This is a genomic window from Solibacillus sp. FSL W8-0372, from assembly GCF_037969735.1.
Classification (GTDB): Bacteria; Bacillota; Bacilli; order Bacillales_A; family Planococcaceae; genus Solibacillus; species Solibacillus faecavium.
Genome location: NZ_CP150204.1, coordinates 1,136,767 through 1,163,681, shown reverse-complemented (window position 1 = coordinate 1,163,681; position 26,915 = coordinate 1,136,767). Strand labels below are relative to the sequence as shown.

The 26,915-nt window shown below is 38.4% G+C and carries 31 protein-coding genes; 13 read left to right on the top strand and 18 right to left on the bottom strand.

Annotation, left to right across the window (positions count from 1 at the left end; translation table 11 throughout):
- Positions 1-123: 123 nt before the first annotated feature.
- From lysA to xerD, 9 genes are all read right to left on the bottom strand, one after another.
- Complete coding sequence (gene lysA / locus MKY13_RS05600) at positions 124-1,443, bottom strand: diaminopimelate decarboxylase (RefSeq protein WP_191698225.1); 1,320 nt, start codon at positions 1,441-1,443, stop codon at positions 124-126.
- A gap of 102 nt (positions 1,444-1,545) precedes the next feature.
- Positions 1,546-2,988 carry a spore germination protein gene (locus MKY13_RS05595; protein ID WP_191698226.1) on the bottom strand — a complete coding sequence of 481 codons (1,443 nt, stop codon included), beginning with the start codon at positions 2,986-2,988 and terminating at the stop codon, positions 1,546-1,548.
- Positions 2,985-3,764 (bottom strand): SigF/SigG family RNA polymerase sporulation sigma factor, encoded by a 780-nt coding sequence (locus tag MKY13_RS05590; protein ID WP_191698227.1) that lies wholly within the window; start codon positions 3,762-3,764, stop codon positions 2,985-2,987. The genes MKY13_RS05595 and MKY13_RS05590 overlap by 4 nt, the downstream gene beginning before the upstream one ends.
- Positions 3,765-3,776: 12 nt before the next feature.
- Entirely contained in the window at positions 3,777-4,217 is a 441-nt protein-coding gene (spoIIAB, locus tag MKY13_RS05585) for an anti-sigma F factor (protein ID WP_191698228.1), read from the bottom strand.
- Complete coding sequence (locus MKY13_RS05580) at positions 4,202-4,564, bottom strand: anti-sigma factor antagonist (RefSeq protein ID WP_191698229.1); 363 nt, start codon at positions 4,562-4,564, stop codon at positions 4,202-4,204. The genes spoIIAB and MKY13_RS05580 overlap by 16 nt, the downstream gene beginning before the upstream one ends.
- A 254-nt stretch (positions 4,565-4,818) precedes the next feature.
- A complete protein-coding gene (gene sulP / locus MKY13_RS05575) occupies positions 4,819-6,564 on the bottom strand; it encodes a sulfate permease (protein ID WP_191698230.1) in 1,746 nt (581 codons plus the stop codon).
- Between the two features lie 526 nt (positions 6,565-7,090).
- Entirely contained in the window at positions 7,091-8,395 is a 1,305-nt protein-coding gene (locus tag MKY13_RS05570) for a pyrimidine-nucleoside phosphorylase (RefSeq protein ID WP_191698231.1), read from the bottom strand.
- 14 nt (positions 8,396-8,409) lie between these two features.
- A complete protein-coding gene (gene deoB, locus MKY13_RS05565) occupies positions 8,410-9,588 on the bottom strand; it encodes a phosphopentomutase (protein WP_191698232.1) in 1,179 nt (392 codons plus the stop codon).
- A gap of 89 nt (positions 9,589-9,677) precedes the next feature.
- Positions 9,678-10,580, bottom strand: coding sequence for a site-specific tyrosine recombinase XerD (gene xerD / locus MKY13_RS05560; RefSeq protein ID WP_191698233.1), 903 nt, complete (start codon positions 10,578-10,580; stop codon positions 9,678-9,680).
- A 184-nt stretch (positions 10,581-10,764) separates the two neighbouring features.
- Here xerD and MKY13_RS05555 point away from each other — a divergent pair, with 184 nt between their 5' ends.
- The 3 genes from MKY13_RS05555 (at position 10,765) to MKY13_RS05545 (ending at position 12,983) form a co-directional block, all read left to right on the top strand.
- The gene (locus MKY13_RS05555; protein WP_339216855.1) at positions 10,765-11,160 is read left to right on the top strand and encodes a MerR family transcriptional regulator; all 396 of its coding nucleotides are present in this window, start codon (positions 10,765-10,767) and stop codon (positions 11,158-11,160) included.
- Between the two features lie 36 nt (positions 11,161-11,196).
- Positions 11,197-12,519, top strand: coding sequence for a hemolysin family protein (locus tag MKY13_RS05550; RefSeq protein ID WP_191698234.1), 1,323 nt, complete (start codon positions 11,197-11,199; stop codon positions 12,517-12,519).
- Between the two features lie 119 nt (positions 12,520-12,638).
- Positions 12,639-12,983 (top strand): general stress protein, encoded by a 345-nt coding sequence (locus MKY13_RS05545; protein ID WP_191698235.1) that lies wholly within the window; start codon positions 12,639-12,641, stop codon positions 12,981-12,983.
- A gap of 105 nt (positions 12,984-13,088) precedes the next feature.
- Here the strand turns inward: MKY13_RS05545 and MKY13_RS05540 are convergent, their stop codons facing one another.
- From MKY13_RS05540 to MKY13_RS05530, 3 genes are all read right to left on the bottom strand, one after another.
- Positions 13,089-13,553, bottom strand: a complete 465-nt coding sequence (locus MKY13_RS05540; protein ID WP_191698236.1) for a Fur family transcriptional regulator — start codon at positions 13,551-13,553, stop codon at positions 13,089-13,091.
- A 64-nt stretch (positions 13,554-13,617) separates the two neighbouring features.
- Entirely contained in the window at positions 13,618-14,127 is a 510-nt protein-coding gene (locus MKY13_RS05535; protein ID WP_191698237.1) for a hypothetical protein, read from the bottom strand.
- A gap of 59 nt (positions 14,128-14,186) precedes the next feature.
- Positions 14,187-14,738, bottom strand: coding sequence for an NUDIX hydrolase (locus MKY13_RS05530; RefSeq protein WP_191698238.1), 552 nt, complete (start codon positions 14,736-14,738; stop codon positions 14,187-14,189).
- A gap of 88 nt (positions 14,739-14,826) precedes the next feature.
- Between MKY13_RS05530 and MKY13_RS05525 the strand changes: the two genes are divergently transcribed.
- The 3 genes from MKY13_RS05525 (at position 14,827) to MKY13_RS05515 (ending at position 17,814) form a co-directional block, all read left to right on the top strand.
- Positions 14,827-15,717, top strand: a complete 891-nt coding sequence (locus MKY13_RS05525) for an aldo/keto reductase (RefSeq protein WP_191698239.1) — start codon at positions 14,827-14,829, stop codon at positions 15,715-15,717.
- The gene (locus MKY13_RS05520; protein ID WP_191698240.1) at positions 15,714-16,184 is read left to right on the top strand and encodes a VanZ family protein; all 471 of its coding nucleotides are present in this window, start codon (positions 15,714-15,716) and stop codon (positions 16,182-16,184) included. The genes MKY13_RS05525 and MKY13_RS05520 overlap by 4 nt, the downstream gene beginning before the upstream one ends.
- Before the next feature lie 280 nt (positions 16,185-16,464).
- The gene (locus tag MKY13_RS05515) at positions 16,465-17,814 is read left to right on the top strand and encodes an IS1182 family transposase (protein ID WP_191701905.1); all 1,350 of its coding nucleotides are present in this window, start codon (positions 16,465-16,467) and stop codon (positions 17,812-17,814) included.
- A gap of 154 nt (positions 17,815-17,968) precedes the next feature.
- On the opposite strand, the gene MKY13_RS05510 is transcribed toward MKY13_RS05515, so the two are convergent.
- The gene (locus MKY13_RS05510; protein ID WP_191698241.1) at positions 17,969-18,226 is read right to left on the bottom strand and encodes a YqkE family protein; all 258 of its coding nucleotides are present in this window, start codon (positions 18,224-18,226) and stop codon (positions 17,969-17,971) included.
- Positions 18,227-18,299: 73 nt separating this feature from the next.
- The gene (locus tag MKY13_RS05505) at positions 18,300-19,478 is read right to left on the bottom strand and encodes an acetyl-CoA C-acetyltransferase (RefSeq protein WP_191698242.1); all 1,179 of its coding nucleotides are present in this window, start codon (positions 19,476-19,478) and stop codon (positions 18,300-18,302) included.
- A 180-nt stretch (positions 19,479-19,658) separates the two neighbouring features.
- Between MKY13_RS05505 and MKY13_RS05500 the strand changes: the two genes are divergently transcribed.
- Entirely contained in the window at positions 19,659-20,612 is a 954-nt protein-coding gene (locus tag MKY13_RS05500; RefSeq protein WP_191698243.1) for an alpha/beta hydrolase, read from the top strand.
- Positions 20,613-20,730: 118 nt separating this feature from the next.
- Here MKY13_RS05500 and MKY13_RS05495 read toward each other — a convergent pair whose 3' ends face one another.
- Positions 20,731-21,204: an S-ribosylhomocysteine lyase gene (locus MKY13_RS05495; RefSeq protein WP_191698244.1), complete on the bottom strand. Its 474-nt coding sequence runs from the start codon at positions 21,202-21,204 to the stop codon at positions 20,731-20,733.
- A gap of 164 nt (positions 21,205-21,368) precedes the next feature.
- Positions 21,369-21,590 carry a YneF family protein gene (locus MKY13_RS05490; RefSeq protein ID WP_191698245.1) on the bottom strand — a complete coding sequence of 74 codons (222 nt, stop codon included), beginning with the start codon at positions 21,588-21,590 and terminating at the stop codon, positions 21,369-21,371.
- A 212-nt stretch (positions 21,591-21,802) separates the two neighbouring features.
- On the opposite strand from MKY13_RS05490, the gene MKY13_RS05485 reads away from it, so the two are divergent.
- From MKY13_RS05485 to MKY13_RS05460, 6 genes are all read left to right on the top strand, one after another.
- Positions 21,803-22,153, top strand: coding sequence for an ABC transporter permease (locus MKY13_RS05485; protein WP_191698246.1), 351 nt, complete (start codon positions 21,803-21,805; stop codon positions 22,151-22,153).
- A 13-nt stretch (positions 22,154-22,166) separates the two neighbouring features.
- Positions 22,167-22,793 carry a PspA/IM30 family protein gene (locus MKY13_RS05480; protein WP_191698247.1) on the top strand — a complete coding sequence of 209 codons (627 nt, stop codon included), beginning with the start codon at positions 22,167-22,169 and terminating at the stop codon, positions 22,791-22,793.
- A gap of 67 nt (positions 22,794-22,860) precedes the next feature.
- A complete protein-coding gene (gene liaF, locus MKY13_RS05475) occupies positions 22,861-23,535 on the top strand; it encodes a cell wall-active antibiotics response protein LiaF (protein WP_191698248.1) in 675 nt (224 codons plus the stop codon).
- Complete coding sequence (locus MKY13_RS05470) at positions 23,532-24,557, top strand: sensor histidine kinase (RefSeq protein WP_191698249.1); 1,026 nt, start codon at positions 23,532-23,534, stop codon at positions 24,555-24,557. Before liaF ends, MKY13_RS05470 begins: the two co-directional genes overlap by 4 nt.
- Entirely contained in the window at positions 24,550-25,179 is a 630-nt protein-coding gene (locus tag MKY13_RS05465) for a response regulator transcription factor (RefSeq protein WP_191698250.1), read from the top strand. Before MKY13_RS05470 ends, MKY13_RS05465 begins: the two co-directional genes overlap by 8 nt.
- Before the next feature lie 12 nt (positions 25,180-25,191).
- A complete protein-coding gene (locus MKY13_RS05460; RefSeq protein WP_339215683.1) occupies positions 25,192-25,509 on the top strand; it encodes an acyl-CoA dehydrogenase in 318 nt (105 codons plus the stop codon).
- A gap of 255 nt (positions 25,510-25,764) precedes the next feature.
- Here MKY13_RS05460 and MKY13_RS05455 read toward each other — a convergent pair whose 3' ends face one another.
- Together MKY13_RS05455 and MKY13_RS05450 are read right to left on the bottom strand one after the other, a co-directional pair.
- Positions 25,765-26,457, bottom strand: a complete 693-nt coding sequence (locus MKY13_RS05455; RefSeq protein ID WP_225231053.1) for an O-linked GlcNAc transferase — start codon at positions 26,455-26,457, stop codon at positions 25,765-25,767.
- A gap of 88 nt (positions 26,458-26,545) precedes the next feature.
- On the bottom strand, positions 26,546-26,875 hold the full coding sequence (locus MKY13_RS05450) for a heme oxygenase (RefSeq protein ID WP_191698253.1): 330 nt from the start codon (positions 26,873-26,875) through the stop codon (positions 26,546-26,548).
- Positions 26,876-26,915: the final 40 nt, after the last annotated feature.

Here is a 26,915-nt window from a genome sequence, read left to right as displayed (position 1 = left end):
CTTATACTAGTTTGAGAATTTGTAAATAAATGGACTAATAATATAAATGAAAAGGAGTGACCAAATGATAATTCCTATTAACAGGCCGAAACCCCATTTCGCTTGCTTCGATAATTTCAACGATTATTCACCCTTTACCAATGTTAACGGCAGATCATTTACTACAAGATTCTCGTAGCTTTCTCGCTTAATTGCAAGTTGATGCACACCATTTTCGACGAATACTACTGCTGGTCTAGGAACACGGTTGTAGTTCGAGGCCATTGAATAGCCATATGCACCTGTACAGAACATTGCTAAAATATCGCCAGTTTCTGCATTTTGCAATGCTGCATCAATAATTAACTTATCCCCTGACTCACATAATTTCCCTGCAACAGTATATGTATTTGTTTTAGCTTCATTAGCTCTGTTCGCAATAACCGCCTCATATTTCGCATCATATAGTGCAGGGCGGATATTATCGCTCATACCACCATCGACTGCAATATATTCACGCACACCCGGTACTGTCTTTTGTGATCCTACTGTATAAAGAGAAGTACCCGCATCCCCTACTAAAGAACGACCTGGCTCAATCCAAATTTCAGGCATTGCCAAATTGAGTTTTGTACTTTCAGCTTTTACTGTCTGTATCATATCCGCTACATATTCATGGGGCTCTAGTGGCTTGTCCTCTTCTGTATATCGGATTCCAAAGCCGCCGCCTAGATTTAATACTTGTGCTTCAAATGCAAATTGTTCTTTCCATGCACCCATTTTTTGCATTACTTTACCCGCTGCCAAACTGAAGCCTTCTGTTTCAAAAATTTGAGAGCCGATGTGGCAATGTAAACCTAATAGTTCGATATTTTCATCATATACTACTTGTTTAAATGCCTCATCAGCTTGTCCGTTATTTAAATCAAAGCCAAATTTAGAATCGGCTTGACCCGTAGTAATAAAGTCATGTGTATGTGCTTCAACACCTGGTGTCACGCGTAATAGAATTTTCATTTTTTGATTTCGCTGTTTTGACATCTCTTTAAGTAATGAGATTTCATAAAAGTTATCTACAACGATACAGCCAATTCCTGTTTCAAATGCCAACTCAAGTTCAGCAACTGATTTATTGTTCCCATGGAAGTGAATGCGTTCTGCCGGGAAACCTGCTTGAATTGCCGTATAAAGCTCCCCGCCTGATACAACATCCAAAGATAGGTTTTCCTGAGCTGCCAACTGATAGGCTGCAACACAGGCAAATGCCTTTGATGCATATGCAACTTGTGCTTTTACACCGAGATTTTCAAATGTATCGATAAAGCCGCGTGCCCGTTTACGAATAAGCGCTGTATCATAAATGAAAAGAGGTGTACCATATTGTTCGGCCAACTCAATTGTATCTATACCGCCTATTGTTAAATGGCCTTGTTCATTAATTTGCTGTGTACCATATAAGTGCATCGTGTTCTCCCCTAACTATAGCTTGTTCGAGCTAATATTCTCAAAAATCAAATATATCATATGAGAACTTTAACATAGGAGACTTACTGATGCAATGTGCGTTCAAACTCGTTTTCGCTGTTTGGCGCCTACTACAAATGGTCTAAGCGCGTCCTGCGACATTGGTGTTCGAATAATGACACGGGCAAATGCTTTCGGGAAAAACGGAACAAGTGGCCATAAATATGGAACTTTCATCGGTTTTAATGAACATAAATATGTGAAAATAATAAAGATTCCTATAAAGAATCCAGTTACACCAAACAATGCGGTTGCCGCTAAAAGCGCTAATCGGAATACCTTCACGGAAATACTCAACTCGTAGTTTGGAATGGCAAACGTAAAAATAGCCGTAACTGCGGTATATAATACTACTTCACTTGAAAATAGTCCTACATCAATCGCAATTTGCCCGATGATGATACCGGCAATTAAACCCATTGCAGTTGATAAAGGGGTAGGCGTATGAATTGCTGCAATTCGCAAATATTCAATACCGATATCCGCAAATAATATTTGCAGGAATATAGGGATTTGACCCTTTTCATTTATCCCGATAAAGGCTAAGCTATCGGGGAGTAAATCCGGATGTGTAACGAGTAAATACCAAAAAGGAAGTAAAAGAAAGCTTAAAATGACTGCTCCAAAACGAAGGAACCGCATCATCGTCCCAACTAACGGTGCCTGCCGATATTCTTCAGCATGCTGCAGCAGATGGAACATAGTTACAGGAATGAGCATTACGGAAGGCGATGTATCTACCATAATTGCAATATGTCCTTCTAATACATGAGCTGCGACAATATCCGGACGCTCGGTATAACGCACGAAAGGCAATGGATGGAATTTTTGCTTAAACAGCCATTCCTCTAATGATTTATCACTCATCGTTAAACCATCATGTTGAATTTGCTCTAGCCTTTCGATCAACCACTTCAAATGAGACTCATTAACCAAATCACTCATATAGGAAAGAACAACATCTGTTTGCCCGTATGTTGAAACATGATGCATTTCAAATCTTAGCTTTTCGCTTCTTATTCTACGACGGATTAATGCCGTATTTGTAATAATATTTTCAGAAAAACCATCCCTGGATCCACGGATTACTTTTTCGTTATCCGGTTCTTCCGGGCTACGGCCAGGATAATTGCGGAATTCCGCTAAATAGCAATAGCCGCTTTCCGTAACAAAACCTACATTTCCACTTAAAACTCCGAGCATAAAAGCATCAATTGATGTTGCATCTTCTTTACCGTGATAATTAAAATGGTAGTGGAAGTAATCTGGTTCGTCATCAATTTCCTCTTCTTGATCCCACTGAGTATTGGCAAGCATCTCAGCTAAACTTTCTCCATTTACTAGACCACTTACGTATACGATAAGCGTTGGTAAATTCTTAATCGTAATGTCTTTTACACACAGGTCAAATGTTTTGCCTGTATCGAACTGGGATTCAAAATAACCTTTTGCGATATCTTTAGATGTAAAAAGCTGATTCGTCATTTTTTCACCGGCTTACTCATAGTTGATAATTCCATCCAGGTTTTCAATTGGGCCAATATTTTCTTTTCCAACCTAGACACTTGTACTTGTGAAATTCCGAGACGATCGGCAATTTCCGTTTGTGTCAAATCTAAATAGTAGCGGAAATAAATAATGGACTGCTCTCGTTTCCCTAAGCGTTTTAGCATGTCTTTTAATGGTACATAGTCAAATGCAAGCTCGGATTTATCATCCCGCATTTGATCCATCAAAGTAATGGAATCACCATCGTTTTCAAATAGCTGATCATGCAAACTTGCCGGGTCACGCATTGCATCTGTCGCCAATAAAATATCATCTTGTGATACTTGAAGTATTTCCGCTAGCTCTGCGATAGATGGCGGCTTTTCATTTGTCTTTAAATAATCATCCGTTGCATGCCGAATTTTAAAATTCAACTCTCGGATGGATCGACTCACTTTTACCATACCGTCATCTCTTAAAAAGCGTTGAATCTCTCCAATAATCATTGGTACTGCATACGTAGAAAACTTTACTTCATAGGACAAGTCGAATTTATCAATCGATTTCATTAAGCCAATACAGCCTATTTGAAATAAATCTTCCAGCTCAACCCCTCTTGATGCAAAGCGTTGAACGATAGACCAAACAAGTCTAGTATTTCCTTCAATCATCGTTTTTCTCGCAAGTTGATCTCCATCTTGTGACTTTGCGATTAACTCGCGCATATACGCTTGTGTTAATAACGTTTCAGATGACTGTTCGATGTTCCCCATCCCCTTATTTCGTTATGTCACGAGTGTCTGTATTGGCAAAATTTGCTTTGTAAATGTCACGATTGTCCCTTGTCCTATCACGGATTCCACTTGTAAAAAATCCGAGAAGCTTTCCATAATCGTAAAGCCCATTCCAGATCTTTCAAGCTCCGGCTTTGTTGTAAATAGTGGTTCGCGTGCTTCTTCAATATTTTCAATACCGCAGCCCTCGTCCTTAATTGTTACGCTAATTTCCGCGCCGTACCTTACTGCATAAACAGTTACAATCCCATTTGGATTGTTTGCATATCCATGAATAATAGCATTCGATACGGCTTCAGATACGATGGTTTTACATTCTGATAGTTCTTCAATTGTCGGATCAAGTTGCGCCATAAAGCTTGTAACTGCAATACGCGCTAAAGCTTCATTTTCACTACGCGCTAAAAAAGTTAGCGTCATTTCGTTATCCATTGACAATCCCCCTCGCTGTGTAAAATAACTTGCTGTTCAGATGCAAATTGTACGCAATTTCCTAACCCTGAATATTGAAAGATTTTTTGCATCGTTTTTGATGGATTTAAGAGTATCGTTTCCCCATCGACTGCTCGAAGTTCTCGCATTCTGCCAAGCACTAACCCAATACCGGAACTGTCCATAAAATTTAAATGTTCTAAATTCCAAACGAGCAGCTTTACATTTCCTTGTAAAATTGCTTTTGATATATGTGTTCTCACTTTTTCTGTTTCATGATGATCCAGTTCACCGAAAAGTTGGACAATCAAAATATCATTTGGATACATTGTTAAATTAAAATTCAACTACATCGCCTCCTTCTAGAATGCAAATTCGGCAAGGTCAGATGATTTCCTTTCCACCTGACAAAACTAGTGTTTATTCGTTATAAGTAGTGCTCATGCGACAACTGATTTTAGTATAGGTATTACATTTCATTTTTAATCATTCATAGTACGAAAAAAGAGACTAAGTAGAAAGTTAATCTTTCTGCTTAGTCTCTCATTACATATTCATAGTAAAAATATTTGGACAGCCTTTTACCCATCAGATCCCCCTGTCATTTTAAGCGCTCGGGTGGTAAAAGGTTCTCCCCTTCTGATACAATTTGACATTCCTTAAACGCCAAATGCTTGCAACCAATACATTTTTTCAAGTTAATATAATCGAAAGCTGCCGTAATTGCTTCACCTGTAGTCTGATAAAAATTTTGTTCTCCTATTAAGTCGTATAGTCCATTACGCCTCAACATTTCCTCTAAACTTGGCTGGACCCCCGTCACGATGACCTCACCGCCATTTGACTTGAAATTTTTCACGATACTGCGGAAATATTCTTCCCCTGTTGAATCAATATAAGGAACTTTCCCTAAACGCATAATAAATACTTCCGGTCGGTAATGGATGGTATTTAAAATCGATTGTTCAAAAGTTTGTGCAGCACCGAAAAACAGGGGACCTTCTATTGTATATACACTTATTTGCGGACAATCATGCAAATCCGACACCATCTGCGGTTGCAGTTTTCCTCCATCATCATCCAAATTCGGCAATACTTTTGAGACGACGAGCATTTCACTCATTCTTTTTGCAAAAAGTACCACCGCCAGAACAAGACCAACCTCAACTGCTAATGTTAAACTTGTAAACACTGTTAATAAAAATGTAATGACAAGTACGAGTGAATCCCCGGATTTCAACTTTAAAATATGTGAAAAATGGTGTCGTTCACTCATATTCCAAGCAACAATCATTAGTACCGGCGCTAAGCTTGCGAGCGGAATATGTACAGCGAACGGAGCTAGGATCAGCAAGGTCAAAAGGACAAAAATACCGTGGATGATCCCTGACATCGGCGAAGTTGCCCCTGATTTAATATTTGTAGCTGTTCGTGCAATAGCTCCTGTAGCTGGTATTCCTCCAAAAAATGGCGTAACAATATTAGCTATCCCCTGCCCTATAAGCTCCCGATTACTATGGTGCTTGCTATTAGTCATACCATCTGCAACAACAGCAGACAATAAGGATTCTATTCCGCCAAGCATCGCTATAACAAAGGCTGGACCTATTAACATGTAAATCCGTTCAAACGTTATTTCTGGAATTTGAAAGTGCGGTAATGTATTCGGAATGGCACCATAGGTCGAGCCGATTGTTGTTACTTGACCTTGGAAAAAAAGCATTGCAACAAGAGATGAAATTATAATGCCTACGAGTGCTCCTGGAATTTTAGGTAAAAACTTCGGAGTAATAATAATTAAAAGTAAACTGATGATTGCAATGAGTACACTATAGAAATTAACTGTTCCAATATTCGAGGCAACCTCCATAATATTCATATGAAATTTCTCATGCTGTTCCATATTGGATAGACCTAAAAAATTCCCGATTTGTCCGGCAAAAATAATGATGGCAATTCCTGCTGTAAACCCAACAGTAACAGGTCTAGGGATATATTTAATAAGCGTCCCTAGCTTGAAAATCCCCATTAATAAAAGCATGACACCTGCCATTAACCCTGCAATGAGCAGATTTTCATATCCGTAGACTAATACGATTCCAAGTAAAATCGGAACGAATGCACCCGTTGGACCGCCAATTTGAAATTTCGAACCACCAAATATCGATATTAAAATCCCTGCAATAATAGCCGTGTAAATTCCATACTCCGGTTTAACACCGGATGCTATTGCAAAAGACATAGCCAAAGGAACCGCAATAATCCCCACGATTATTCCTGACAATAAATCCTTTTTAAAATGGGCGAATGAATAGCCTTCAAATCGACCTGACCATTTAACTTGCATACAATCCCTTCTTCACTATTTATTCATTATTATAGCTATTATCGTACATAGTACAGTAATTTAATTCATATTTTACCATATTTATGTTTCTACACTATAAGTTAGGGATGACAAAATTGAAAAATAAGATAACGAAAAAAATTGGAGCAACCTATTTTCCGCACACGCTTAATCGCCAAGAAATTTGCCATTATATTTCGCACATCTCTTTTCGCTGAAGTAAGTTTTGGCCGCTCACCGCCGCCTCGCAATAGCGCAAGCGGCTTGATTAGATGTTCTTTACTTCACTATATAACGAGGGCGAAAATTTGAGATTGGTGGGCCTCGCAAACGGCAATAAAGGCAGTGATAAAGACGCGTATCACGTGGCATTAGCGCTGTCTTGCCGTAGCCCACCAATCAATCAAGTTAAACTTTATTAGAAAAACAACACCATACTATAGTGAGGAGCCATATTTATGTATTTTTATAAACATAAAAAAAAGCCTTTTACCACCCTCTCGGACAATAAAAAGCTTTTCCTATATTATTGAGTTATAATCGCTTCAATTAACTTTGGTGCTTCTACTTTCTCAGCGGAAATGAATACATGCGCATAGATTTTTTCCATTACATGTTCAATATTTTCGCTATTAGCATGAATCGTCATTAATGATTCACCTTGTGCAACTTGATCCCCTACTTTTTTATGCAAGACAAGTCCAACGGCTAAATCGATTTCAGACTCTTTCGTAGCACGTCCCGCACCAAGTAACATCGCTGCAGTACCAATATCATCGGCTTCGATTTTTGAAATATAACCCGATTGTTTCGCAGGAACGTCAAATTGATATTTCGCCTGAGGTAAACGTGATGGATCATCCACTACCGAAGCATCGCCACCTTGAGCAGCGATAAACTTTTTCAGTACTTCTAGTGCCGCACCATTTGCTACAACTTCCTCCAACATTTTTCGCGCTTCCTCGATTGTTTCAGCTTTACCGCCTAAAACAACCATTTGTGAACCTAATGTGTAGCATAGTTCATTTAAATCTGCTGGACCATGACCTTTTAATGTATCAATCGCTTCTTGAACTTCCAGCGCATTACCGATTGCATAACCTAAAGGTTGGCTCATATCAGAAATAATTGCCATCGTTTTACGACCGACGTTATTACCGATCTTAACCATAGCTTCTGCCAGTTTGATTGAATCTTCGACTGTTTTCATAAACGCACCGTCACCTGTTTTTACATCAAGAACGATTGCATCTGCACCCGCTGCAATTTTTTTGGACATAATTGATCCAGCAATTAATGGAATGCTCGAAACCGTTCCTGTTACATCACGAAGTGCGTATAGCTTTTTGTCAGCTGGTGTTAAGTTGCCGGATTGACCGATAACAGCCATACCGATTTCATTTACTTGCTTAGAAAATTCTTCACTTGATAATTCAACATGGAAGCCTTCAATTGCTTCTAGTTTATCAATTGTGCCACCTGTATGCCCTAATCCTCGTCCGCTCATTTTAGCAACCGGTACACCGACAGCCGCTACCATTGCTGCAAGTGGTAAAGTTGTCGTATCACCTACACCGCCTGTTGAATGCTTGTCTACTTTAACACCTTCAATAGTTGAAAGGTCAATTTGATCACCGGATTCCACCATGGCCATCGTAAGGTCCGCTCGCTCACGATCCGTCATATCTTTAAAGTAAATCGCCATACATAAAGCACTTGCCTGATAATCAGGAATCGTACCATCTGTATAACCTTCAACGAAAAAGCGGATTTCCTCTGTCGTCAATTCTTCACCATTACGCTTTTTTTCAATAATATCTACCATTCTCATGATGAGTGTCCCCCTTATTTAAGCTCTTTTAAAAAGCTTTTACCGAACTGTGGTGCTGCAACCTTAAAGTTATCAGCAATTGTTGCTGCAATATCTGCAAATGTTTCGCGTAATGGCAGCTGTGTTCCACCATTAAAGCGAGGAGAATAAACAATTAATGGCACAAATTCACGTGTATGGTCTGTACCCGGGAATGTTGGATCGTTTCCGTGATCAGCCGTAATGATTAATAAATCATCGTCTGATAACGCATCCAAAACTTCTGGTAATCGACGATCGAATTCCTCTAATGCTTCACCGTAACCTAATGGATCACGACGATGTCCAAAGTTCGCATCAAAATCAACAAGGTTCAGGAAACTCATTCCTTGGAAGTCACGACGAACAACTTCAGCCATTTTATCCATACCATCACTGTTGTCTTTTGTACGAATTGATTCAGTAACTCCATCACCATTAAATATATCCGAAATTTTACCAATTGCAATTACTTCTAGATTTGAGTCTTTCATTTCTGCCATCGTTGTACGCCCAAATGGTGTTAATGCATAGTCATGACGATTGGCCGTGCGCTTAAAGTTGCCCGGCACACCGACGAACGGACGTGCAATAACGCGACCAACTAAAAATTCCGGATTTAAAGTTAACTCCCGTGCAATTTCACAAATTTTATATAGTTCATCCAAAGGAATAATATCTTCATGTGCTGCAATCTGTAAAACAGGGTCAGCAGATGTATAGACGATTATTGCTCCAGTTTCCATATGTTCCTTACCGTAATCATCAATGACAGCGGTTCCACTATACGGCATGTTGCATAACACTCTGCGCCCTGTTGCCGCTTCTAATTGAGTAATCAGTTGTTGTGGAAAGCCTTCCGGGTAAACTTTGAATGGTGTATCAATGTTAAGTCCCATTATTTCCCAATGACCTGTCATCGTATCTTTGCCTACAGACGCTTCTTGCATCATGCCAAAATAAGCTGTAGGTGTTTCAACTTTCTCAATACCTTTAAGTTCACGGATATTGGCCAAGCCCATTTTTTCCATATTCGGCATGTTTAAGCCATTCATTTTTTCTGCTATATGACCTAATGTGTTTGAGCCAGCATCGCCAAAATTATGGGCGTCCGGTGCTTCACCAATTCCTACAGAATCCATTACGATTACATGTATTTTTTTAAACGGTTGCATAATGCTTTCACTCCTATTCTTCCTTTTTATTTTACATAAAAAGCCTAAACAAATAAAGGTCAGACATCCGATTTCGGTAGAATTTATTTTTAGGCCCGTGGATGGAATTGTTTATAGACTTCAGACAAACGAGTTTTGCTTACATGTGTATAAATTTGTGTTGTAGAAATGTCTGCATGACCTAACAGCTCTTGTACAGCCCGTAAATCTGCCCCATTTTCAATTAAATGTGTGGCAAATGAATGTCTTAATACATGGGGTGTTATTTCTTTTGAAATATTTGCAGTTTCCGCATGTTCTTTAATAATTTTCCAACAGCCTTGTCGAGTAAATCTTTTCCCTCTTTGGGTGATGAAAAACGCATCATTTTTCGGTGCATTTCCTAATAGCTGTGGTCTTGCTTCTTCTAAATATGTGTTGCATGCTTCCAGTGCTCCGCGACCAAGTGGAATGATACGTTCCTTCCCACCTTTACCAAATACACGGACAAAGCCCATTGTAATGTGAATATCCTCTAAATTTAATTCAATGAGCTCACTTATACGCATTCCAGAGCCATACATAATCTCTAATATCGCTATATCCCGTATCCCCTGTGGTTTTTCTATAGAAGGTGCGGCTATAAGCATATCAATCTCTTCTACCGATAACACCTTTGGTAATGATTGTTCTTTTTTTGGCATTTCCAAATGTACAGTAGGGTCTTGATCCGTTACTTTTTCTCGCAGTAAAAATTGGTGAAAAGACCGAATTGAGGAAATTTGCCTCGAAATCGTTTTCGTAGACTTTCCTGTCGTCCGTAAACTATCCAAGTAAAGTAATATATGTTCACGTACAACTTCTTGAAATGCATTAATTTGCTGATCATAATGGATATGACGAGCGTATGCGATTAAATCCCGTTTATAAGACTGCAAAGTATTATCGGAAAGCTGCCGTTCAACCTTGATAAAATGAAGATAATCTTCTATTGAATCTTTTAAAGCCTGCATAAAAATCGCCCCTCTTGCTTTATATACACCCATTTTACCATTTTACTTCGGCAGTCGATATATATTGCTCGCCTATCGTTTTACTAATATTTGTTTTTTTGCTGATATATGGAATATGTTTACAAAATGTGTTTTCTGCGTTATTCTTGAAAGTAAAACGTTGTGAATGAGGTGATAACTTGGGATCGGAAAACTAAAAATTGGTGAGCTTGCCACTGCTACCGGGGTAACAAAACGGACAATTGATTATTATACAAATTTAGGGCTTTTAAAAGTGGAGCGATCGGCATCCAATTATCGCTACTATGATAAAGAAATGATTAATCGTATCCACTGGATTGAAGAGCAAAAAAAGCAAGGTAAATGTTTGGATGAAATTCATCGTTTAATTGTCCCTGCAGAAAATGAACCTGAAGAAATTGATGTTCAGGACATTCGTTTGCAAATGCGCAAGCTCGAACATGATGTAAACGTTTTAATGGAACATTTAGATGAGAAGGAGCGACAAAAGCTTCGTAAAAAAGTGTCACCTGAAAGTGTTGCGCTAATGCAGTCACTTTTATTAATTTTAAATAACTAGGAGGTGAACGTTCTACTTCGTGAGTAGAACGCTCGTTTGACCACAATCATTAACTTAATAATTTTCTCGGTTTTAATCGCTTTAACCGCCTTTTTCGTAGCAACGGAATTCGCTATCGTAAAAGTACGCCAATCTCGTATTGATCAGCTAGTCGCTGAAGGGAAATCTGGTTCACTCACAGCTAAAAATGTAACAACACATTTAGATGAATATTTATCTGCCTGCCAGCTCGGAATCACCGTAACAGCATTAGGAATCGGTATGGTTGGTGAATCTACTTTTGAGTTTATATTACACCCGCTATTCGAATCTATTGGAATTGGTACAGATTATATTCACTGGTTTACATTGGGCGGAGCTTTCTTTTTGGCAACGTTTTTCCACGTTGTAGTTGGTGAATTGGCACCTAAAACAATTGCCATCCAAAAAGCGGAGGCTGTCACTTTAGCATTTGCGAGACCTATTCAATTTTTCTATAAACTAATGTTCCCTTTAATTTGGCTATTGAATGGTTCTGCACGTTTATTATTGAAACTATTCGGAATGCAGCCAGCGAGTGAGCATGAATTATCACATACGGAAGAAGAATTACGCTTACTTTTATCGGAAAGTTATAAATCAGGCGAGATTAACATGAATGAATTGAAATATGTAAACAATGTATTTGAATTCGATGATAAAATTGCTCGTGAAATTATGGTTCCGCGAACGGATATTATTGGATTTGATATATCCGCTACGTTTGAGGAAGTTTTAACTCAAGTATCTGAAGAACGCTATACGCGCTACCCAGTCTATGAGGGCGACCGTGATAATATATTAGGTTTTTTAAATATTAAAGACTTTTTAACATTAGGTATGAATAACCGAATCAATCCCGCTACATTTAAGCTAGAGGACTTCATAAATCCCGTTATCCATATGATTGAGACAACACCTATTCAAAGTTTATTGCAAATTATGCAAAAGAAACGTATCCATATCGCAATATTATTGGATGAATACGGTGGAACGAGTGGGATGATTACTGTAGAAGATATTTTGGAAGAGTTGGTCGGAGAAATTCGCGATGAATTTGATGACGATGAAATTCCGGATATTCGCAAAATTGCCGAAAACCATTATTTAGTCTATTCAAAAGTATTGCTCGATGACGTATCGAAGCTACTATTTCTGGATATTGAAAGCCCTAACGTCGATACGATCGGTGGTTGGTACTTTACGAATATGCCAGATTTAAATATCGAGGATTCGTTCATTTATGAAAATTATTTATTTAAAATCCAGGAAATTGATGGTCATCAAATTCAATTTTTGGAAATTAAAAAGATAGACGATTTAGTAGACCCGGTGATGTAATCTATATTACTGCACTACCCTCCTCTCATAGAATAAGAACTTGGTATTTCCCCAAAGTTTCAATTAACTAATCTTAGGGAATCATATAAGTATTCTAAGTTAAGGAGTGTGTATATAAAATGGCAGTTTTAAAATCAGTAGAAAATGGTGTACAGGCTAAATCAGTAATTGAATCATTTATTGCAGAAGGCTATGTGCGTGATCACATTCATGTTTTTGCAAATAGCAATAAGCGTGCAGAGGATATTGCAGACTTTTTCAATGTAGATGCTAAAGCAACTGCGGAAACAACTGAAAATGATAAAGGGGTTTTAGCAGCGATTAAAAACTTTTTCCAAATGACGCCTGATGATCTTCATCATCAATTGGCTAACTTAGGAGTAAGCGAACAAGAGCATGCTACAGCAAAAGATGATTTAGAAGCAGGTAAAATCCTTATTATTGCACATCATCCGCGTACTTAATTGAAATAGCTGAGACGATTAGGGAAACCTAATCGTCTCTTTTAAACTATATGTGCGTAAAAAAAAGAACAGCCAATTACGCTGTTCTTTTTTCTTGATTATAGATTATGCATTGCTGTCTCCAGAGTTATCATGATCATGACAACGCCAGCAGATGCCATGGAATGTTAGGCGGTGATCTTTAATTATAAAGTTCCAGCGTTTCTCCACAATTTCTTCTACATCTTCCAATAAATCTTCTTGAATTTCATCTACTGCGCCACACTCGATACAAACTAAATGATGGTGGAAATGCTTTGCGCCCTCTTGACGTAAATCATAGCGGGACACCCCGTCACCAAAATTAATTTTATCGACAATTTTCAGCTCTGTTAGAAGCTCAAGTGTACGATATACAGTAGCCAGTCCAATCTCAGGTGCTTTATCTTTTACTAATAAGTAAACATCCTCGGCACTTAAATGATCTTCCTCATGCTCAAGTAATACCGCTACTGTTGCTTCTCGCTGTGGCGTCAGCTTATAGCTCGCACTATGCAGTTGCTTTTTAATTCTATCAATACGGCTCTCCATATGTGACGCCCTCCTAAACTCTTTTCATTATACCAAATGAGTAAATCTCATTACAAGACAATGATTATTTAAATAAATAAGTAATTGCTATATTTTCAAGTCCAAAAAACACTACCATTACTATTAAAAGGAATATTACTTTTTTCCAAGGCATTACACTTTTCAAAGTTCGTCTACCACTGTTGTTATTTGTGATTTGATAGAGAGCGATCAATAGTACACAATAGATCAACTGGAACGGGAACCACCAAAAGGCATACAATTTTATAGATTGATGCTGCACAAGTAAATAAACAGAACTAAACCCTAGGAAAGTAACTTTTATTGAAATAAAAACTAGGGCCATTCGTGGTAAATATTTATGTGTCGAAAAGAATAATACAATAATTAAAGAAACTAGGAAAGGAACAACACTCCAAAGCAGTTCCGGTTTTTCCAGATCTAGTAGTCTTCGATCACTATATTTAATAATTTGCTGTACTTGCTCAATTTGAAATAATTGATAACATACTACACCACAAATAAAACATATGACTATCATAGATGTATATTGAATATATAAATATTTACGCATTTGGACGCCTCCTTGTCCATACAACTTATGCACATAAATTGTCCTTATGCGTAAACATTTTATTGATTTAAAATCATTTTCATCTTCACCCATAAAACGGCAAAAGCAGTTTTCGCATCATATATTCTTCCATCAGCAACCATTGCTTCTGCTTCTTCCAAAGTTACTTCCATTAGCTCTACAAACTCATCTTCATCTAAGTCTACAGGAATGTCCAGTTTCTTTAACTTTTCGGCAACATAGATATGGATAACTTCATCCGCGAATCCAGGTGACGTTGCAAAAGCCTGAACAAATCGGAAATCATCTGACGTATAACCTGTTTCTTCTTCCAATTCTCTGCGTGCTGTCACAATCGGTTCCTCGCCTTTTTCCATCTTGCCTGCGGGAATTTCTATGATTGAACGCTCCAAGGCTTTGCGGTATTGTTCAACGAAAAGAATTTTATTATCTTCAGTAATAGCAATTACAGCAACAGCACCGGGATGATTAATAATTTCACGCTTACCGGTTTCACCATTCGGTAGTTTAACATCATCAACTTTCAGTGAAATTACTTTACCTTTAAAAATAGATTCAGAATGGATCGTTTTTTCTTCAAATTTTTTCATGACTACGCCTCCACTTGTTCTCTTACTTCCATTCATTGTACCATTAGTAAGAGCTTTTCTAAAATATCGAATGTTGGAGGGATAATTTATGAAAAAAAGAAAATTAGGTACGAGCGATTTGCATATCTCGGAATTAAGTTTAGGCTGTATGTCATTACCTCTAAATCTATCAGAAGCTAAGCAAATCATACACGAAGCTATCGATGCAGGCATCAATTACTTTGATACAGCAGATTTATATGACCGCGGAGAAAATGAAAAAAATGTCGGCTCAGCATTAAAGGAGCATCGACAACATATTTATTTAGCTTCGAAAGTGGGTAATCGCTGGGAGGAAGGAAAAGACGGCTGGAGCTGGGATGCTTCTTCTGACTATATTAATACGGCTATTCGTAACAGTTTGCGTCGTTTACAGACGGATTATTTAGATTTATATCAGCTGCATGGCGGAACAACTGATGACAATTTGGAAGAAGTAATCGATACTTTTGAAAGCCTGAAAAAAGAAGGATTGATTCGCGAATACGGCATCTCCTCTATTCGACCAAATGTTTTCGTTCCTTTTCTACAAAATAGTAAAGCAGTCAGCAATATGATGCAGTTTAATATTTTTGACGAACGAGCAAGTGAATTTTTTGAAGTGATTGAAAAGACAGGGGCATCTGTCGTAACACGTGGCTCTATTGCAAAAGGATTACTTACCAATGACTGGCGCAATCGAATGGCTTCCTATATGGGCTATGACGAAGCTACTGCCGAAGAAATTTTGCTGAAAATTGAACAACAGTACAGCGATGTCCACGCTGCAGCACTTGCATTCAATCTGCAATATCAGACGATTGCCTCTACAGTAATTGGCGCACGTACAACAACACAGTTAAAGCAGAATCTGTATGCTTACGAAAAAGCACAAACTTTGCAAAATATTACCGACATTCATGATTGGACAAAAACTGAACGGTATACAGAGCATCGATGAAAAAAGCAATATCCTTCGTAGTAATTGGTCTTATCATTGTTGCAGTCATTTCTAATATGAGATATGAGCAGCAAACGATAATTCCTGTATTAAAAAATGTACTAGAAGATAAACCTTTTGAAGACTTTTTAAGTCAATTCCAAATTCCTTACTGGGGAAGAATCATATCGGTTGAATCGCAGGGCTACTATAAGTTTTTGGAATTTCTGTTTCGAAAAGGCGTTCATTTTTTTGGCTATGGTTTACTCGCGGTCACCTTTTATATTTTCTATAAAAAGCTGAAATGGAGATTCCCTACTGTACTTGCTTTTTTCACAGTAACGGTTATTGCATGCCTAGATGAATTTCGCCAAAGCATGATTCCTGGGCGCAGTGGATTGATAGAAGATGTAGTAATCGATGCTTCGGGTGCAATGACATTGCTAATTTTAACAAAAATCGGACATGCTCTATTTAAAAAAAGCTAGCGCAATTATTTCATTGCGCTAGCTTCAGACTGTAGACAAACTCGAAGAAATTCGAGTTTGCCTACAGTCTTTTTTGTTTTAAAATAAATTTAAATGATGAAAACCGTTGATTTCCATTCCAGGGGACGCGTTTCGCGGGCGGGTGCCAATCCTCCTCGTCGCTACGCTCCTGCGGTGTATCGGCAGTCCCGCTATTCCCGCAGAAGTCGCCCCTTCCATTCCAATCAACTTGATCTATTCTTTCTAATATAGTTTATCTAAATCAAAGAGGTGTCCCGATATGATGACTAAAAACCAAATGAATGAACGTAATCAATTAGAAATGTTGACGATTGAACAACTTGTCCCAGAAAATCATCTCGTACGTAAATTAGAGGCAGCCATTGACTTTTCGTTTGTATATCCATTAGTTGAAAACTTATATTCACCTTTCGGTAGACCAAGTATTGATCCTGTTGTCTTATTTAAAATGACAATGATTCAATACGTTTTTGGTATTCGTTCGATGCGTCAAACGATTAAGGAAATTGAAACGAATGTAGCGTATCGCTGGTTTTTAGGCTTCGGTTTTCATACAGAAGTGCCTCACTTCTCAACGTTTGGCAAAAATTATACACGGCGTTTTGAGGATACAGATGTATTTGAACAGATTTTCTATCGCATCTTGAAAGAAATTGTGGATGCGGGTTTATTATCAGCTGACCATATCTTTATTGATTCTACGCATGTTAAGGCAAGTGCGAATAAACGAAAATTTGATAAGAAGATGGTTCGAAAAGAGACACGTGCTTATGAAGAAAAGCTACAAGAAGAGTTAAACATAGACCGTGAAAAGAACGGGAAAAAGCCGTTTCCACCGGAGAAGTTTGAAAAGGAAGAATGGAAAGAAATCAAAGAGAGCACAACGGACCCTGAAAGTGGTTACTATGTGAAGGACGAACGGACAAAACAATTTGCCTATTCATTTCATGCAGCGACAGATGAACGTGGCTTTGTATTAGGTACGATTGTGACACCGGGCAATATCCATGATAGTCATATGCTGCAACCGCTTGTTGAAAAGGTCATTCATCGTGTGAAAAAGCCTGTGGCTGTTGCTGCGGATGCGGCTTATAAAACACCTGCGATTACGAACTTTTTATTAGAAAATCAAATGTTGCCTGTTCTTCCTTATACAAGACCGAAAACGAAAGATGGCTTCTTCCGTAAACATGAGTATGTCTATGATGAGCACTATAATTGCTATATTTGCCCGAATGACCAGATGTTGCGCTATACAACGACGACGAAAGAAGGCTATCGCCAATACAAATCGAATCCAGCGGTTTGTGCAGATTGCCCATTTCTAGCACAATGTACGGAAAGTAAAAATCATACGAAAATGATTCAGCGACATATTTGGGCAGATTATCTAGAAGAAGCCGAACATCTTCGTCATCATCATGAAATTAAATCCATTTATGCAAAACGAAAAGAGACGGTTGAGCGTGTCTTTGCGGATGCGAAAGAGAAGCATGGTATGCGATGGACAACGCTAAGAGGCCTTAAAAAATTGTCCATGCAGGCGATGCTTACTTTTGCTGCCATGAACTTGAAGAAACTTGCCACATGGACTTGGCAAGGAGCTTAGATGAGGGCATCTTCCCTCGAAGAGGAGCCCTTTTACAGAACTTCGGAGCCTAATTTGATAAAAGAAATGACAAAAGGCATCGAGAGACGAGCTCTCGATGCCTTTTGTCGACAACCTGAAGCTAGCGCAATTATTTCATTGCGCTAGCTTTACCTTAAAACTTGGAACCTTTATCCCCGTATTGATCTAATAATTCTTCAAAGCTCATGTTTTTTTCGCGTTGTTTCCGTTCGAATGCGGCTTTCGCTATACGTTCTTCTTCTTTCGCTTTTTCATCGGCCACCATATCCTGCTTTGCTGCCTTTAACTTAGCCAATACGTCTCCACCAAGCTGATCGGCTAAAGTTGCCGCCTTTTCTTTTGGTAAGTTGAATTCATCATTCGTACTTCTTTGTTGTTTCTTTTTTGCCATAATTTTCACCTTCTATATAATCAATTACGATTTGGTAATTTGCATCCTTTCAGTGTATGCATAAACACCACTGTTAGCGCTGTACGATCGTTGCTACCCCTTGCCCGCCACCGATACATAATGTTGCAAGACCGAATTCTGCGTCTTGCTTTTGCATTTCATGAAGCAATGTGACTAAAATACGTGCACCGCTCGCACCAATCGGATGTCCAAGTGCTATTGCCCCACCGTTTACGTTTAGTTTATCATGATTGAACGCCAATTCGCGATCAACTGCAATTGCCTGAGCCGCAAAAGCTTCATTCGCTTCAACTAAGTCCATTTTATCCAATGTTACATTTGCCTTTGCTAATGCTTTTTTCACTGCCGATACAGGTCCTACCCCCATAATGGACGGGTCTACCCCTGCGCTCGCATTTGCAACAATCGTAGCCATAGGTTTAAGCCCTAATTCGAAGGCGCGCTGTTTCGACATGACAACAACTGCCGCCGCCCCGTCATTAATGCCAGAAGCGTTACCAGCTGTTACAGAGCCTTCCTTTTTAAAGGCTGGGCGTAATCCATTTAATTTTTCTGCTGTCGTGCCATGCTTTACATATTCATCCTGGGCAAAAACGATTGGTTCCCCTTTACGTTGCGGAATTTCGATAGGAACAATTTCTTCTGCAAATCTATTTTTTGCTATAGCCTCTGATGCACGAGCTTGTGAACGGGCAGAAAATTCATCTTGCTCTTCCCGTGTAATGCCATATTGATCGCATAGGTTTTCCGCGGTTACGCCCATATGGTAATCATTAAAAGCACACCATAACCCATCTTTTATAAGTGTATCGACAATTTTTTGATCGCCCATACGGAAACCTTCCCGCGCATTCTGCATAATATAAGGTGCTTGACTCATATTTTCAAAGCCCCCTGCAACAACGACTTCTGCATCTCCAGCAATAATTGCCTGGGCTGCTAAATGAACCGCCTTTAACCCGGAGCCGCATACTTTGTTAATCGTCATGGCAGGAACTGTATGAGGAACACCTGCTGCGATGCTTGCCTGTCTTGCTGGATTTTGACCTAAACCTGCTGCAAGTACATTCCCCATTATTACTTCATCAATCGTCGTTGGATCTAACTGTATACGCTGTAATGCTTCTTTTATAACGATACTACCCAATGCCGGAGCAGAAATATCTTTTAATGTCCCTTGAAAAGCCCCAATTGGTGTACGGACTGCACTTACTATTACTACTTCTGTCATGATAAAAATCCCCCTTTTTGATGTGAATCCCTTTGTAGGCAATATATAAAGTTGCTTAACGAAATTTTATCAAATATTCCCTACTTTTCACACAAAATATTCCATCAGTCAAATTCCTACATAATATTTGATTTATCCTAAAAATTCATTGAATATTAAATTAAATAAGGAGTGATTTCCATGAAAAAACGCACATTAGTATTATCAGGCAGTATCGTAACAACTTTGTTGGCTGCTGCTACTACAGTTACAGGTGTCTTCATGACGAATCGCATTATGTATATAAAGAAAAAAGATGATGCGTTTATTAGGGAGCGTGAAATAACAGCAAAACGTTTTGACGAAGCTTGGTATGATGGCTGTTCAAAAGAAATATTGACTATTAATTCCCCAAATGGCTATACAATCAGCGGAATCTACTTGAAACCGCTGGAAACAAAAAACACAGTAATAATTTGCCATGGGGTAACCGAAAATAAAATCAATTCAATGCGATATGCGCGCATGTTTGAACGTCTTGGCTTTAATGCGGTCGTTTATGATCATCGTCGCCATGGGGAATCACAAGGTAAAACAACGAGTTATGGCCATTATGAAAAATTCGATTTACAGGCTGTAGTGGAAAAAGTACGAGAACTTACAGGAGAAGATGCTTTGTTAGGTATTCATGGCGAATCAATGGGTGCTGCTACAACACTGCTTTATGCCGGCACTTTGGCTGACAATGCCGACTTTTATATTTCCGACTGTGCCTTTTCGAATTTCCCCCAGCTATTAAAACGGATTTTCGAAAGTGTCGTGCCGATTGATGCGAAATATACACTTCCTTTTGCCGACTTTTTCATGCGTATTCGGGATGGCTATTCTGTCAAAGAAATTATGCCTATCGATGCGGTAAAGCAAATTGAACGGCCCGTTCTATTTATTCATAGCGAACCGGATGACTTTATCCCTTCATCTATGACAGAAGAATTATTTGAACAAAAACCCGAGCCAAAAATGCTGAAAATATTCGACAAAGGTGAACATGCAAAATCATTCAACGAAAACCAGGGAGATTATGAACAAACAGTCGCAAAGTTTTTGCATGATTATGTACCCGCTTATCGTAATGAAACGGAAACACTATTGTAAAATAGTTTTGGTCATATACTCTAGAAAACCACTTTAAAATCAAAAGCAGTTTAAATTTTACTCATCGTAAAAATTTAAACTGCTTTATTTCTATTCCGCATATTATAAGAGCTTTCGTTTACTGCTCATTAAAAACGATATGCCATTCATCACGTTTATCCAAAAATTGTTTCGCCAGCTCTTGTGCACCTTCCAGGCTATGGCTTGCCGCCCAGCCGCATTGCACTTCGTTGCACGCAGGTACAGATGTAGCTGCTAAAACATCATGCAATGTTTTTTCCAAAATTGCTAACACGCCTTCATAGTCATCATAATTCATAAACGCTACATAAAAACCTGTTTGACAACCCATTGGTGAAATATCGACTACTGCATCACTATGGTTGCGGATCCGGTCTGCCATTAAATGCTCCAATGAATGTAATGCAGGCATTACCATATGTTCTTTATTTGGCTGTTTAAAGCGAATATCGTATTTTGTTACGACATCTCCTTTAGCACCCTCTTTTGTCCCTGCTAGACGTACATATGGTGCAACCACTTTCGTATGATCTAAATCAAAGCTCTCTACATTCGTTTTTTCAGTTGTCATCTTTTGTCCCTCCAATACTTACAATCCTTATAAGGATAGACTAGAATCATAACCAAATCAATAGAATATTCAGATTTTTAACTCTAATTTAATAAAGGGTTAAATTTTTGCAAAACAAAAACTACCTCCATCACTCTTTAGAATGTAAAAGGTAGCTTAATTTATTATTTGTCTTGGAACTTGTTCATTTGAGACATCATTTGACGTACTTGTTTTTCCGACGGTTTACGTCCCATTTGCGCCATCATCACGCGAATCATTTGTTCATTAATTGGCGGGTTCTCTTTCAAATACTTCATCATATATTGACGAGCTGCGTAGAAACCAATTGCCACGCCCCCGATAAGAGCTGCGATTACGATAATAATCCAAATCCATGTTTGCATACTGTCCAACCTCCTCCATTACATATGTACCGAGAAAAACTCTCCAACAAGCATTATACAATAAAAGTTATTACGTTTCTATATATTTAATTTGAGTTATATGTCTGAGTTCCTATCAGCCTCCAGACCTAGATGAAAATACAGTTGCAGGTCGTTATTGAATTTTAGTAATTAACGTAACATGAAGTTATCAAATACAAGGAGGAACACATATGAAAAAGTTTTTCTTATATTCAGCTGGTTTCATCGCCGCAATTATTGCGCTTTGTCTATTGGTACCAGTAGTCGGACTATTATTATCAGGCGCACTTTTAGCAGCCGGTCTACATTATTACACGGGGAGCAAGTCTACATTTGGAAAAGTAATGAGTTTAGTTGTTGCATTTGTAGGATTAATTAGTGCAATTTCAAACATTCCCGGTTTTATTGGTCTAGTGGCAATTGGTATTATTTATTATATTTACAAATCACGTAAAAATGAGAAGGTTGAAATTTTTACAAGCAATAAAGAAGAGGATCCATTTACGAACTTTGAACGCGAATGGGCACATTTAAACAAATAAGGAGAGAAACATAATGAAAAATTTATTCACAAAATTTAAATACTCGATTCAGGCTGACTTACATGATTTATTTGATAAAAAAGTAGAAAAAAATCCAATTAAAATGTTAAACCATTACATTCGCGAAGCAGAAAAACAAACGGAGCATACAGGTAAACTGCTTGCACGTCAGGCACAGCTAAAAAAGGAATTGGAGTTACAGCTTTCACAAACAGCCGAGATGCTTGAAAAACGAGAAAAGCAATTACACTTAGCACAGGCTACCGAGGAAGTAGAACTCATTACCTTTGCACAAGAAGAAGTTGCTGCCTATACAACACGTAAGCACACATTGCTGACAAGCATTGATGCAGCAAACGTTGAATACTTTGCATTGGAACGTAAATTTGAAACAATGAAACATAAAATTAAAGATATGAAAGTACGACAGCTCCAGTTGATGGGGAAAGAAAATGTTGTACGTGCCAACCATCAGATGGACAAAGTGTTAACTTCTAATAACAATGAAAACTTTGATGAACTTTCGACATACATCGATGAGCTCTCTCAAAATATCGAGCGCAAGTATGAAGTGACATCATTTGAGTCCCGTTTAGCTCAGCTGGAAAAAGAACAAAAGCTAATTGAACAACCAAAATAATGCTATAATGTTTTAAAGGAGAAGGCGCTGTGCTTTCTCCATTTTGCTCGTTTTAGGAGGAGGCAATATGCCGAAAATCACGTCAGATCAGCTTACGATAATCGTTATTAGTATGGCACTTGTCGTTTTGATCGAATTGACACTATTCAATAATATCAGTGTATTTTTACTCATTGTCGGTGCAATTCTATTATTCTACAGCTTTAAAAAGAAAAAAAAATATACACTCTGGGCCGGTCTCATCTTAATATTCTTTGCAGTAATTCATTTATGGACATTACGTCTTTTAATCATCGGTACATTAATTTTTTTACTCTACCAATACTTAACGAAAAAAGAACAAATTATAGAAATCAAAAATCAAGTAATTGATACGATCGGAAAAAATAAATTGATTGGTACTACGGGCATCCCGACAGAAAGCTACCAATGGCGTGACATACACATTCAACGCTTCATTGGAGACATTACAGTTGATACAACAGAAACGATTTTACCCCAAGGGAAATCAATTATTGTCATTAATCAATCACTAGGAAAAGTGAGGATTACTGTCCCGTATGAAGTAACGCTTCAGCTCCACTATTCTACGATATATGGTGAGGCCAATTGCTTACACTTCTCGCCTAAGCAATGTATAAATGAGCAGCTCTACTTTGAGGATGGCGATCCGGATGCAAAACGTGTACTCGTACTATACGTTACTTCCTGGATAGGCGATGTGGAGGTGCAGCGCGGATGATTGCATTTATAGCTCGATTTTTCGTACTTATTTTAATTTTTGCCTCTTTTACAATGAATATACTAATTTTTATACTTGGAGAGCCGGAAGAAGAAACGTGGCGCTTTTTATGGGAAAATGTTGATTATGACATTCCATTGCTTGGAATTATCGCGATTAGCGCTACCGGTATTAGCTTCTGCATTGCATTATGGATGGCTGTCGCCGTGAAAATGAAAGAGAATCAGACAACGAGGATTGTCAAAAAAATTGCAGAACCTGATTTTGCCCAGAAATTAAAGAAAACTAACGGTTCTTTAAATAAAGCATTGCGTGATGCCAACGAATTAATCGATACCCAGCGTGCATCTCTGCAACGACTTTCCCATGAGAAGGTCGAAACGAATGATGCAATTGTACAGGAGCGCCTTCTTGCAGAACGTCAACGTCTCGCACGTGAACTCCATGATTCTGTATCGCAACAGCTTTTTGCAGCTTCCATGCTATTATCTGCCCTTACAGAACAGCAGCAAGACGAGCATGCCCAAAAACAGTTGGCACAAGTAGAAAAGGTCGTCCAGCAAGCCCAGCTTGAAATGCGGGCACTGCTCCTACACCTACGCCCCATTGCTTTGCACAATAAGAGCTTAGCAGAAGGTCTGGAAGATTTGATTGTCGAATTACAGGAAAAAGTCTACTTTAATATTGATTATCAAATAGAGGAAATCAATTTATCTAAAGCGGAGGAAGACCATTTATTCCGTATTGCACAAGAAGCATTATCCAATACTTTAAGGCATGCTAAAGCGACAGAGGTTGAACTGCTTTTAATTGCACGTGATCAGTTAGCCATTTTACGCATTCAGGATAACGGTCTTGGTTTTAGTAATGATGGCGACAAAACATCTTCTTACGGATTAAGAAATATTGCCGAGCGAGCTGTCGAAATTGGGTGTACGTATAAAATCGTCTCCGTTCCAAATGAAGGGACTATTGTAGAAGTAAAAGTTCCGATTAAAAAGGAGGAACAATTGAATGATTAAAGTTGTTATTGTAGATGATCACGAAATGGTACGTATCGGGGTCGCTGCCTATTTGTCGGCACAGCCTGATATCGAAGTCATCGGAGAAGCAACAAACGGCGAGGAAGCGGTTGAAAAGGTGCTATCACTAAAACCTGATATTGTCTTGATGGATAATGTTATGCCGATAAAAACAGGTGCGGAAGCGACAGCCGAGATTTTAGCGCAGTGGCCGCAAGCGAAAGTAATGATTGTCACAAGCTTTATTGATGACGACAAATTATATCCGGCACTTGAAGCAGGTGCGGTCAGCTATATACTGAAAACGAGTAACGCAAAACAAATTGCTGAAGCAATCCGTAAAACGATGGCTGGTGAAACAGTACTTGAGCCTGAAGCTACAACAAAAGTAATGGCCCGTATGCGCGGTACTGCACCTGCTTTGCACGATCATTTAACAGACCGGGAAATGGAAGTGTTACTGTGTATGGCCAGAGGACTTGCGAATCAGGAAATTGCAGAGGAACTATTTATTGCATTAAAAACGGTAAAAACACATGTAAGCAATATTTTAAGCAAGCTCGAAGTACAAGATCGTACACAAGCAGTCGTTTATGCATTTCAAAATGGCTTAGTTAAGTAAGGAGGTTATACGGTGACATTCACATATGAAAAATTTGCACAGGATGGGACCCTTACATTAATGGATCCCCTCTTCACACTATTGCTGATTTTTTCAGCACTGTTCATTATTGTACTACTGCGCTTTGCAATAAATCCTAAAGTTATGTTATTTATTGGTGCCTTAATTATTTTACTAAGTGCACAATTACAGTCGATTGAAGGCATTTTGGCTGATGAACTTAATTTAGCCGATTCATCGAAGAATTTTTACTTTTTTATTGCAATCGTCGTGATACAAGTTGGATTAATAGTATTTGCGTTTGTGAAGGACAAAAGAAGAAATAGATGATAGTGGAAAAGGCTGTCTTGAAGGGATTTTTAAACCCTTTTTAGATAGCTTTTTTTATTAGAAGTTTTCATAGTTTATTAGAACTTTCGGCGAGGATTTTAGAACTTTCGCAGAAGATATTTGAACATCAGATACCTTTATTTGAAAATCTCGGAGATTTATTAGAAGATCAAAACGATATTAGAACTTTTTCAACAAGAAAAACTCACGAACCTGCTTATTGAAACCGTTCGTGAGCGCGATTTTATTACCTACCTAGTTGAAAAGATATTCCTTTAAATTTTCCAATGTTGAATCGATACCATTGCGAAGAGATGCTTGATCTTCGCGGCAAGTCTCAATCGCCTTTTCAATAGTAACGAGTGCTTGCTCTAAAAAGGGCTCGGCATTTAAGTCTTTATAAAGCCTTGTTAATACAAGTGCCTTGTTCCAGTGCCATCGGGCGTTTTCCGGATCCAGGTCAATAGCCCGTTCTATGTAAATCATTACCTCAAAAGGAGACCAATTAAAGCGGTTCATCGTCTGACCTGCTATCCCGTAATAAAGTGCTTTATTCGGATTATGCTTTACGGCCTCGATAAAGCAGTGGATACTTTCATCATATTGATGTGCCATTAAAAACAAATGCCCCTGTACATAAAACGACTGTGCTTTTCGTTTATCATCAGCTGTTCGTGCATCGTTCTCAAGCTGCTTCACTTTAGCTGCAAATTCCTGTTCGTCTTTAATGCTTCGCAATTGCTCTAGTTCATCATTTTCTTCATAGCTTTCATTGGCACGTTCAATACTTTGCGTATGTTGCTCAGTCGGCTTAGGGAAATTTTCATACTCGTATTTTTTAAATAAATTTAAAAATTGTGTAGCTAATGCGTCATTGCCTTCCTGTAACTGACGTGTAGCCTCTTCATAGCATTTTAAAAATTGCCCGTCATAAAAAAATTTTTCCATTAATAACACGAAAAGCACCTTCCTAATCTTGATGAATCATCGTATGAAAAAGAAGCGCCCTAATCATCATTAGGACGCTTTTTTTAACTTATTTTGAAATAGTGCCTGCTACTTCAGCAATAATAATTTCTGAACCTAGCATTGGAGAGTCGCCTTGCTCACCATGACCTTGCCCTTCAGATGGACGTTTATGTGATTCTTTAAATGCATCACTTTCACGCCATACTGAGAAGCTTTCTTTTGAATCCCAGTACATTACGACACTCATTTCATCATACTCTTCAAATTGAGTCGAAACTAATACTTCAACCTTTTGGAATCCTTCAAACTGTTGTAATGGACCCGGTTGCACAAATTTTGGCGCCATCATTTCGGCAAAGCCTTTTTTTACTTTGATGCGGTTTGTTACTGTAATCATTATTCCAACTCCTAAAATTTAAAAGTAAGTGTATTCACTT

Coding starts and splice junctions, on each gene's coding strand:
- lysA (WP_191698225.1), bottom strand. CDS start 1,443: ATGCACTTATATGGTACACAGCAAATTAATGAACAAGGCCATTTAACA.
- MKY13_RS05595 (WP_191698226.1), bottom strand. CDS start 2,988: ATGACGAATCAGCTTTTTACATCTAAAGATATCGCAAAAGGTTATTTT.
- MKY13_RS05590 (WP_191698227.1), bottom strand. CDS start 3,764: ATGGGGAACATCGAACAGTCATCTGAAACGTTATTAACACAAGCGTAT.
- spoIIAB (WP_191698228.1), bottom strand. CDS start 4,217: ATGGATAACGAAATGACGCTAACTTTTTTAGCGCGTAGTGAAAATGAA.
- sulP (WP_191698230.1), bottom strand. CDS start 6,564: ATGCAAGTTAAATGGTCAGGTCGATTTGAAGGCTATTCATTCGCCCAT.
- MKY13_RS05570 (WP_191698231.1), bottom strand. CDS start 8,395: ATGAGAATGGTAGATATTATTGAAAAAAAGCGTAATGGTGAAGAATTG.
- deoB (WP_191698232.1), bottom strand. CDS start 9,588: ATGCAACCGTTTAAAAAAATACATGTAATCGTAATGGATTCTGTAGGA.
- xerD (WP_191698233.1), bottom strand. CDS start 10,580: ATGCAGGCTTTAAAAGATTCAATAGAAGATTATCTTCATTTTATCAAG.
- MKY13_RS05545 (WP_191698235.1), top strand. CDS start 12,639: ATGGCAGTTTTAAAATCAGTAGAAAATGGTGTACAGGCTAAATCAGTA.
- MKY13_RS05540 (WP_191698236.1), bottom strand. CDS start 13,553: ATGGAGAGCCGTATTGATAGAATTAAAAAGCAACTGCATAGTGCGAGC.
- MKY13_RS05535 (WP_191698237.1), bottom strand. CDS start 14,127: ATGCGTAAATATTTATATATTCAATATACATCTATGATAGTCATATGT.
- MKY13_RS05530 (WP_191698238.1), bottom strand. CDS start 14,738: ATGAAAAAATTTGAAGAAAAAACGATCCATTCTGAATCTATTTTTAAA.
- MKY13_RS05525 (WP_191698239.1), top strand. CDS start 14,827: ATGAAAAAAAGAAAATTAGGTACGAGCGATTTGCATATCTCGGAATTA.
- MKY13_RS05520 (WP_191698240.1), top strand. CDS start 15,714: ATGAAAAAAGCAATATCCTTCGTAGTAATTGGTCTTATCATTGTTGCA.
- MKY13_RS05515 (WP_191701905.1), top strand. CDS start 16,465: ATGATGACTAAAAACCAAATGAATGAACGTAATCAATTAGAAATGTTG.
- MKY13_RS05510 (WP_191698241.1), bottom strand. CDS start 18,226: ATGGCAAAAAAGAAACAACAAAGAAGTACGAATGATGAATTCAACTTA.
- MKY13_RS05505 (WP_191698242.1), bottom strand. CDS start 19,478: ATGACAGAAGTAGTAATAGTAAGTGCAGTCCGTACACCAATTGGGGCT.
- MKY13_RS05500 (WP_191698243.1), top strand. CDS start 19,659: ATGAAAAAACGCACATTAGTATTATCAGGCAGTATCGTAACAACTTTG.
- MKY13_RS05495 (WP_191698244.1), bottom strand. CDS start 21,204: ATGACAACTGAAAAAACGAATGTAGAGAGCTTTGATTTAGATCATACG.
- MKY13_RS05490 (WP_191698245.1), bottom strand. CDS start 21,590: ATGCAAACATGGATTTGGATTATTATCGTAATCGCAGCTCTTATCGGG.
- MKY13_RS05485 (WP_191698246.1), top strand. CDS start 21,803: ATGAAAAAGTTTTTCTTATATTCAGCTGGTTTCATCGCCGCAATTATT.
- MKY13_RS05480 (WP_191698247.1), top strand. CDS start 22,167: ATGAAAAATTTATTCACAAAATTTAAATACTCGATTCAGGCTGACTTA.
- liaF (WP_191698248.1), top strand. CDS start 22,861: ATGCCGAAAATCACGTCAGATCAGCTTACGATAATCGTTATTAGTATG.
- MKY13_RS05470 (WP_191698249.1), top strand. CDS start 23,532: ATGATTGCATTTATAGCTCGATTTTTCGTACTTATTTTAATTTTTGCC.
- MKY13_RS05465 (WP_191698250.1), top strand. CDS start 24,550: ATGATTAAAGTTGTTATTGTAGATGATCACGAAATGGTACGTATCGGG.
- MKY13_RS05455 (WP_225231053.1), bottom strand. CDS start 26,457: ATGGAAAAATTTTTTTATGACGGGCAATTTTTAAAATGCTATGAAGAG.
- MKY13_RS05450 (WP_191698253.1), bottom strand. CDS start 26,875: ATGATTACAGTAACAAACCGCATCAAAGTAAAAAAAGGCTTTGCCGAA.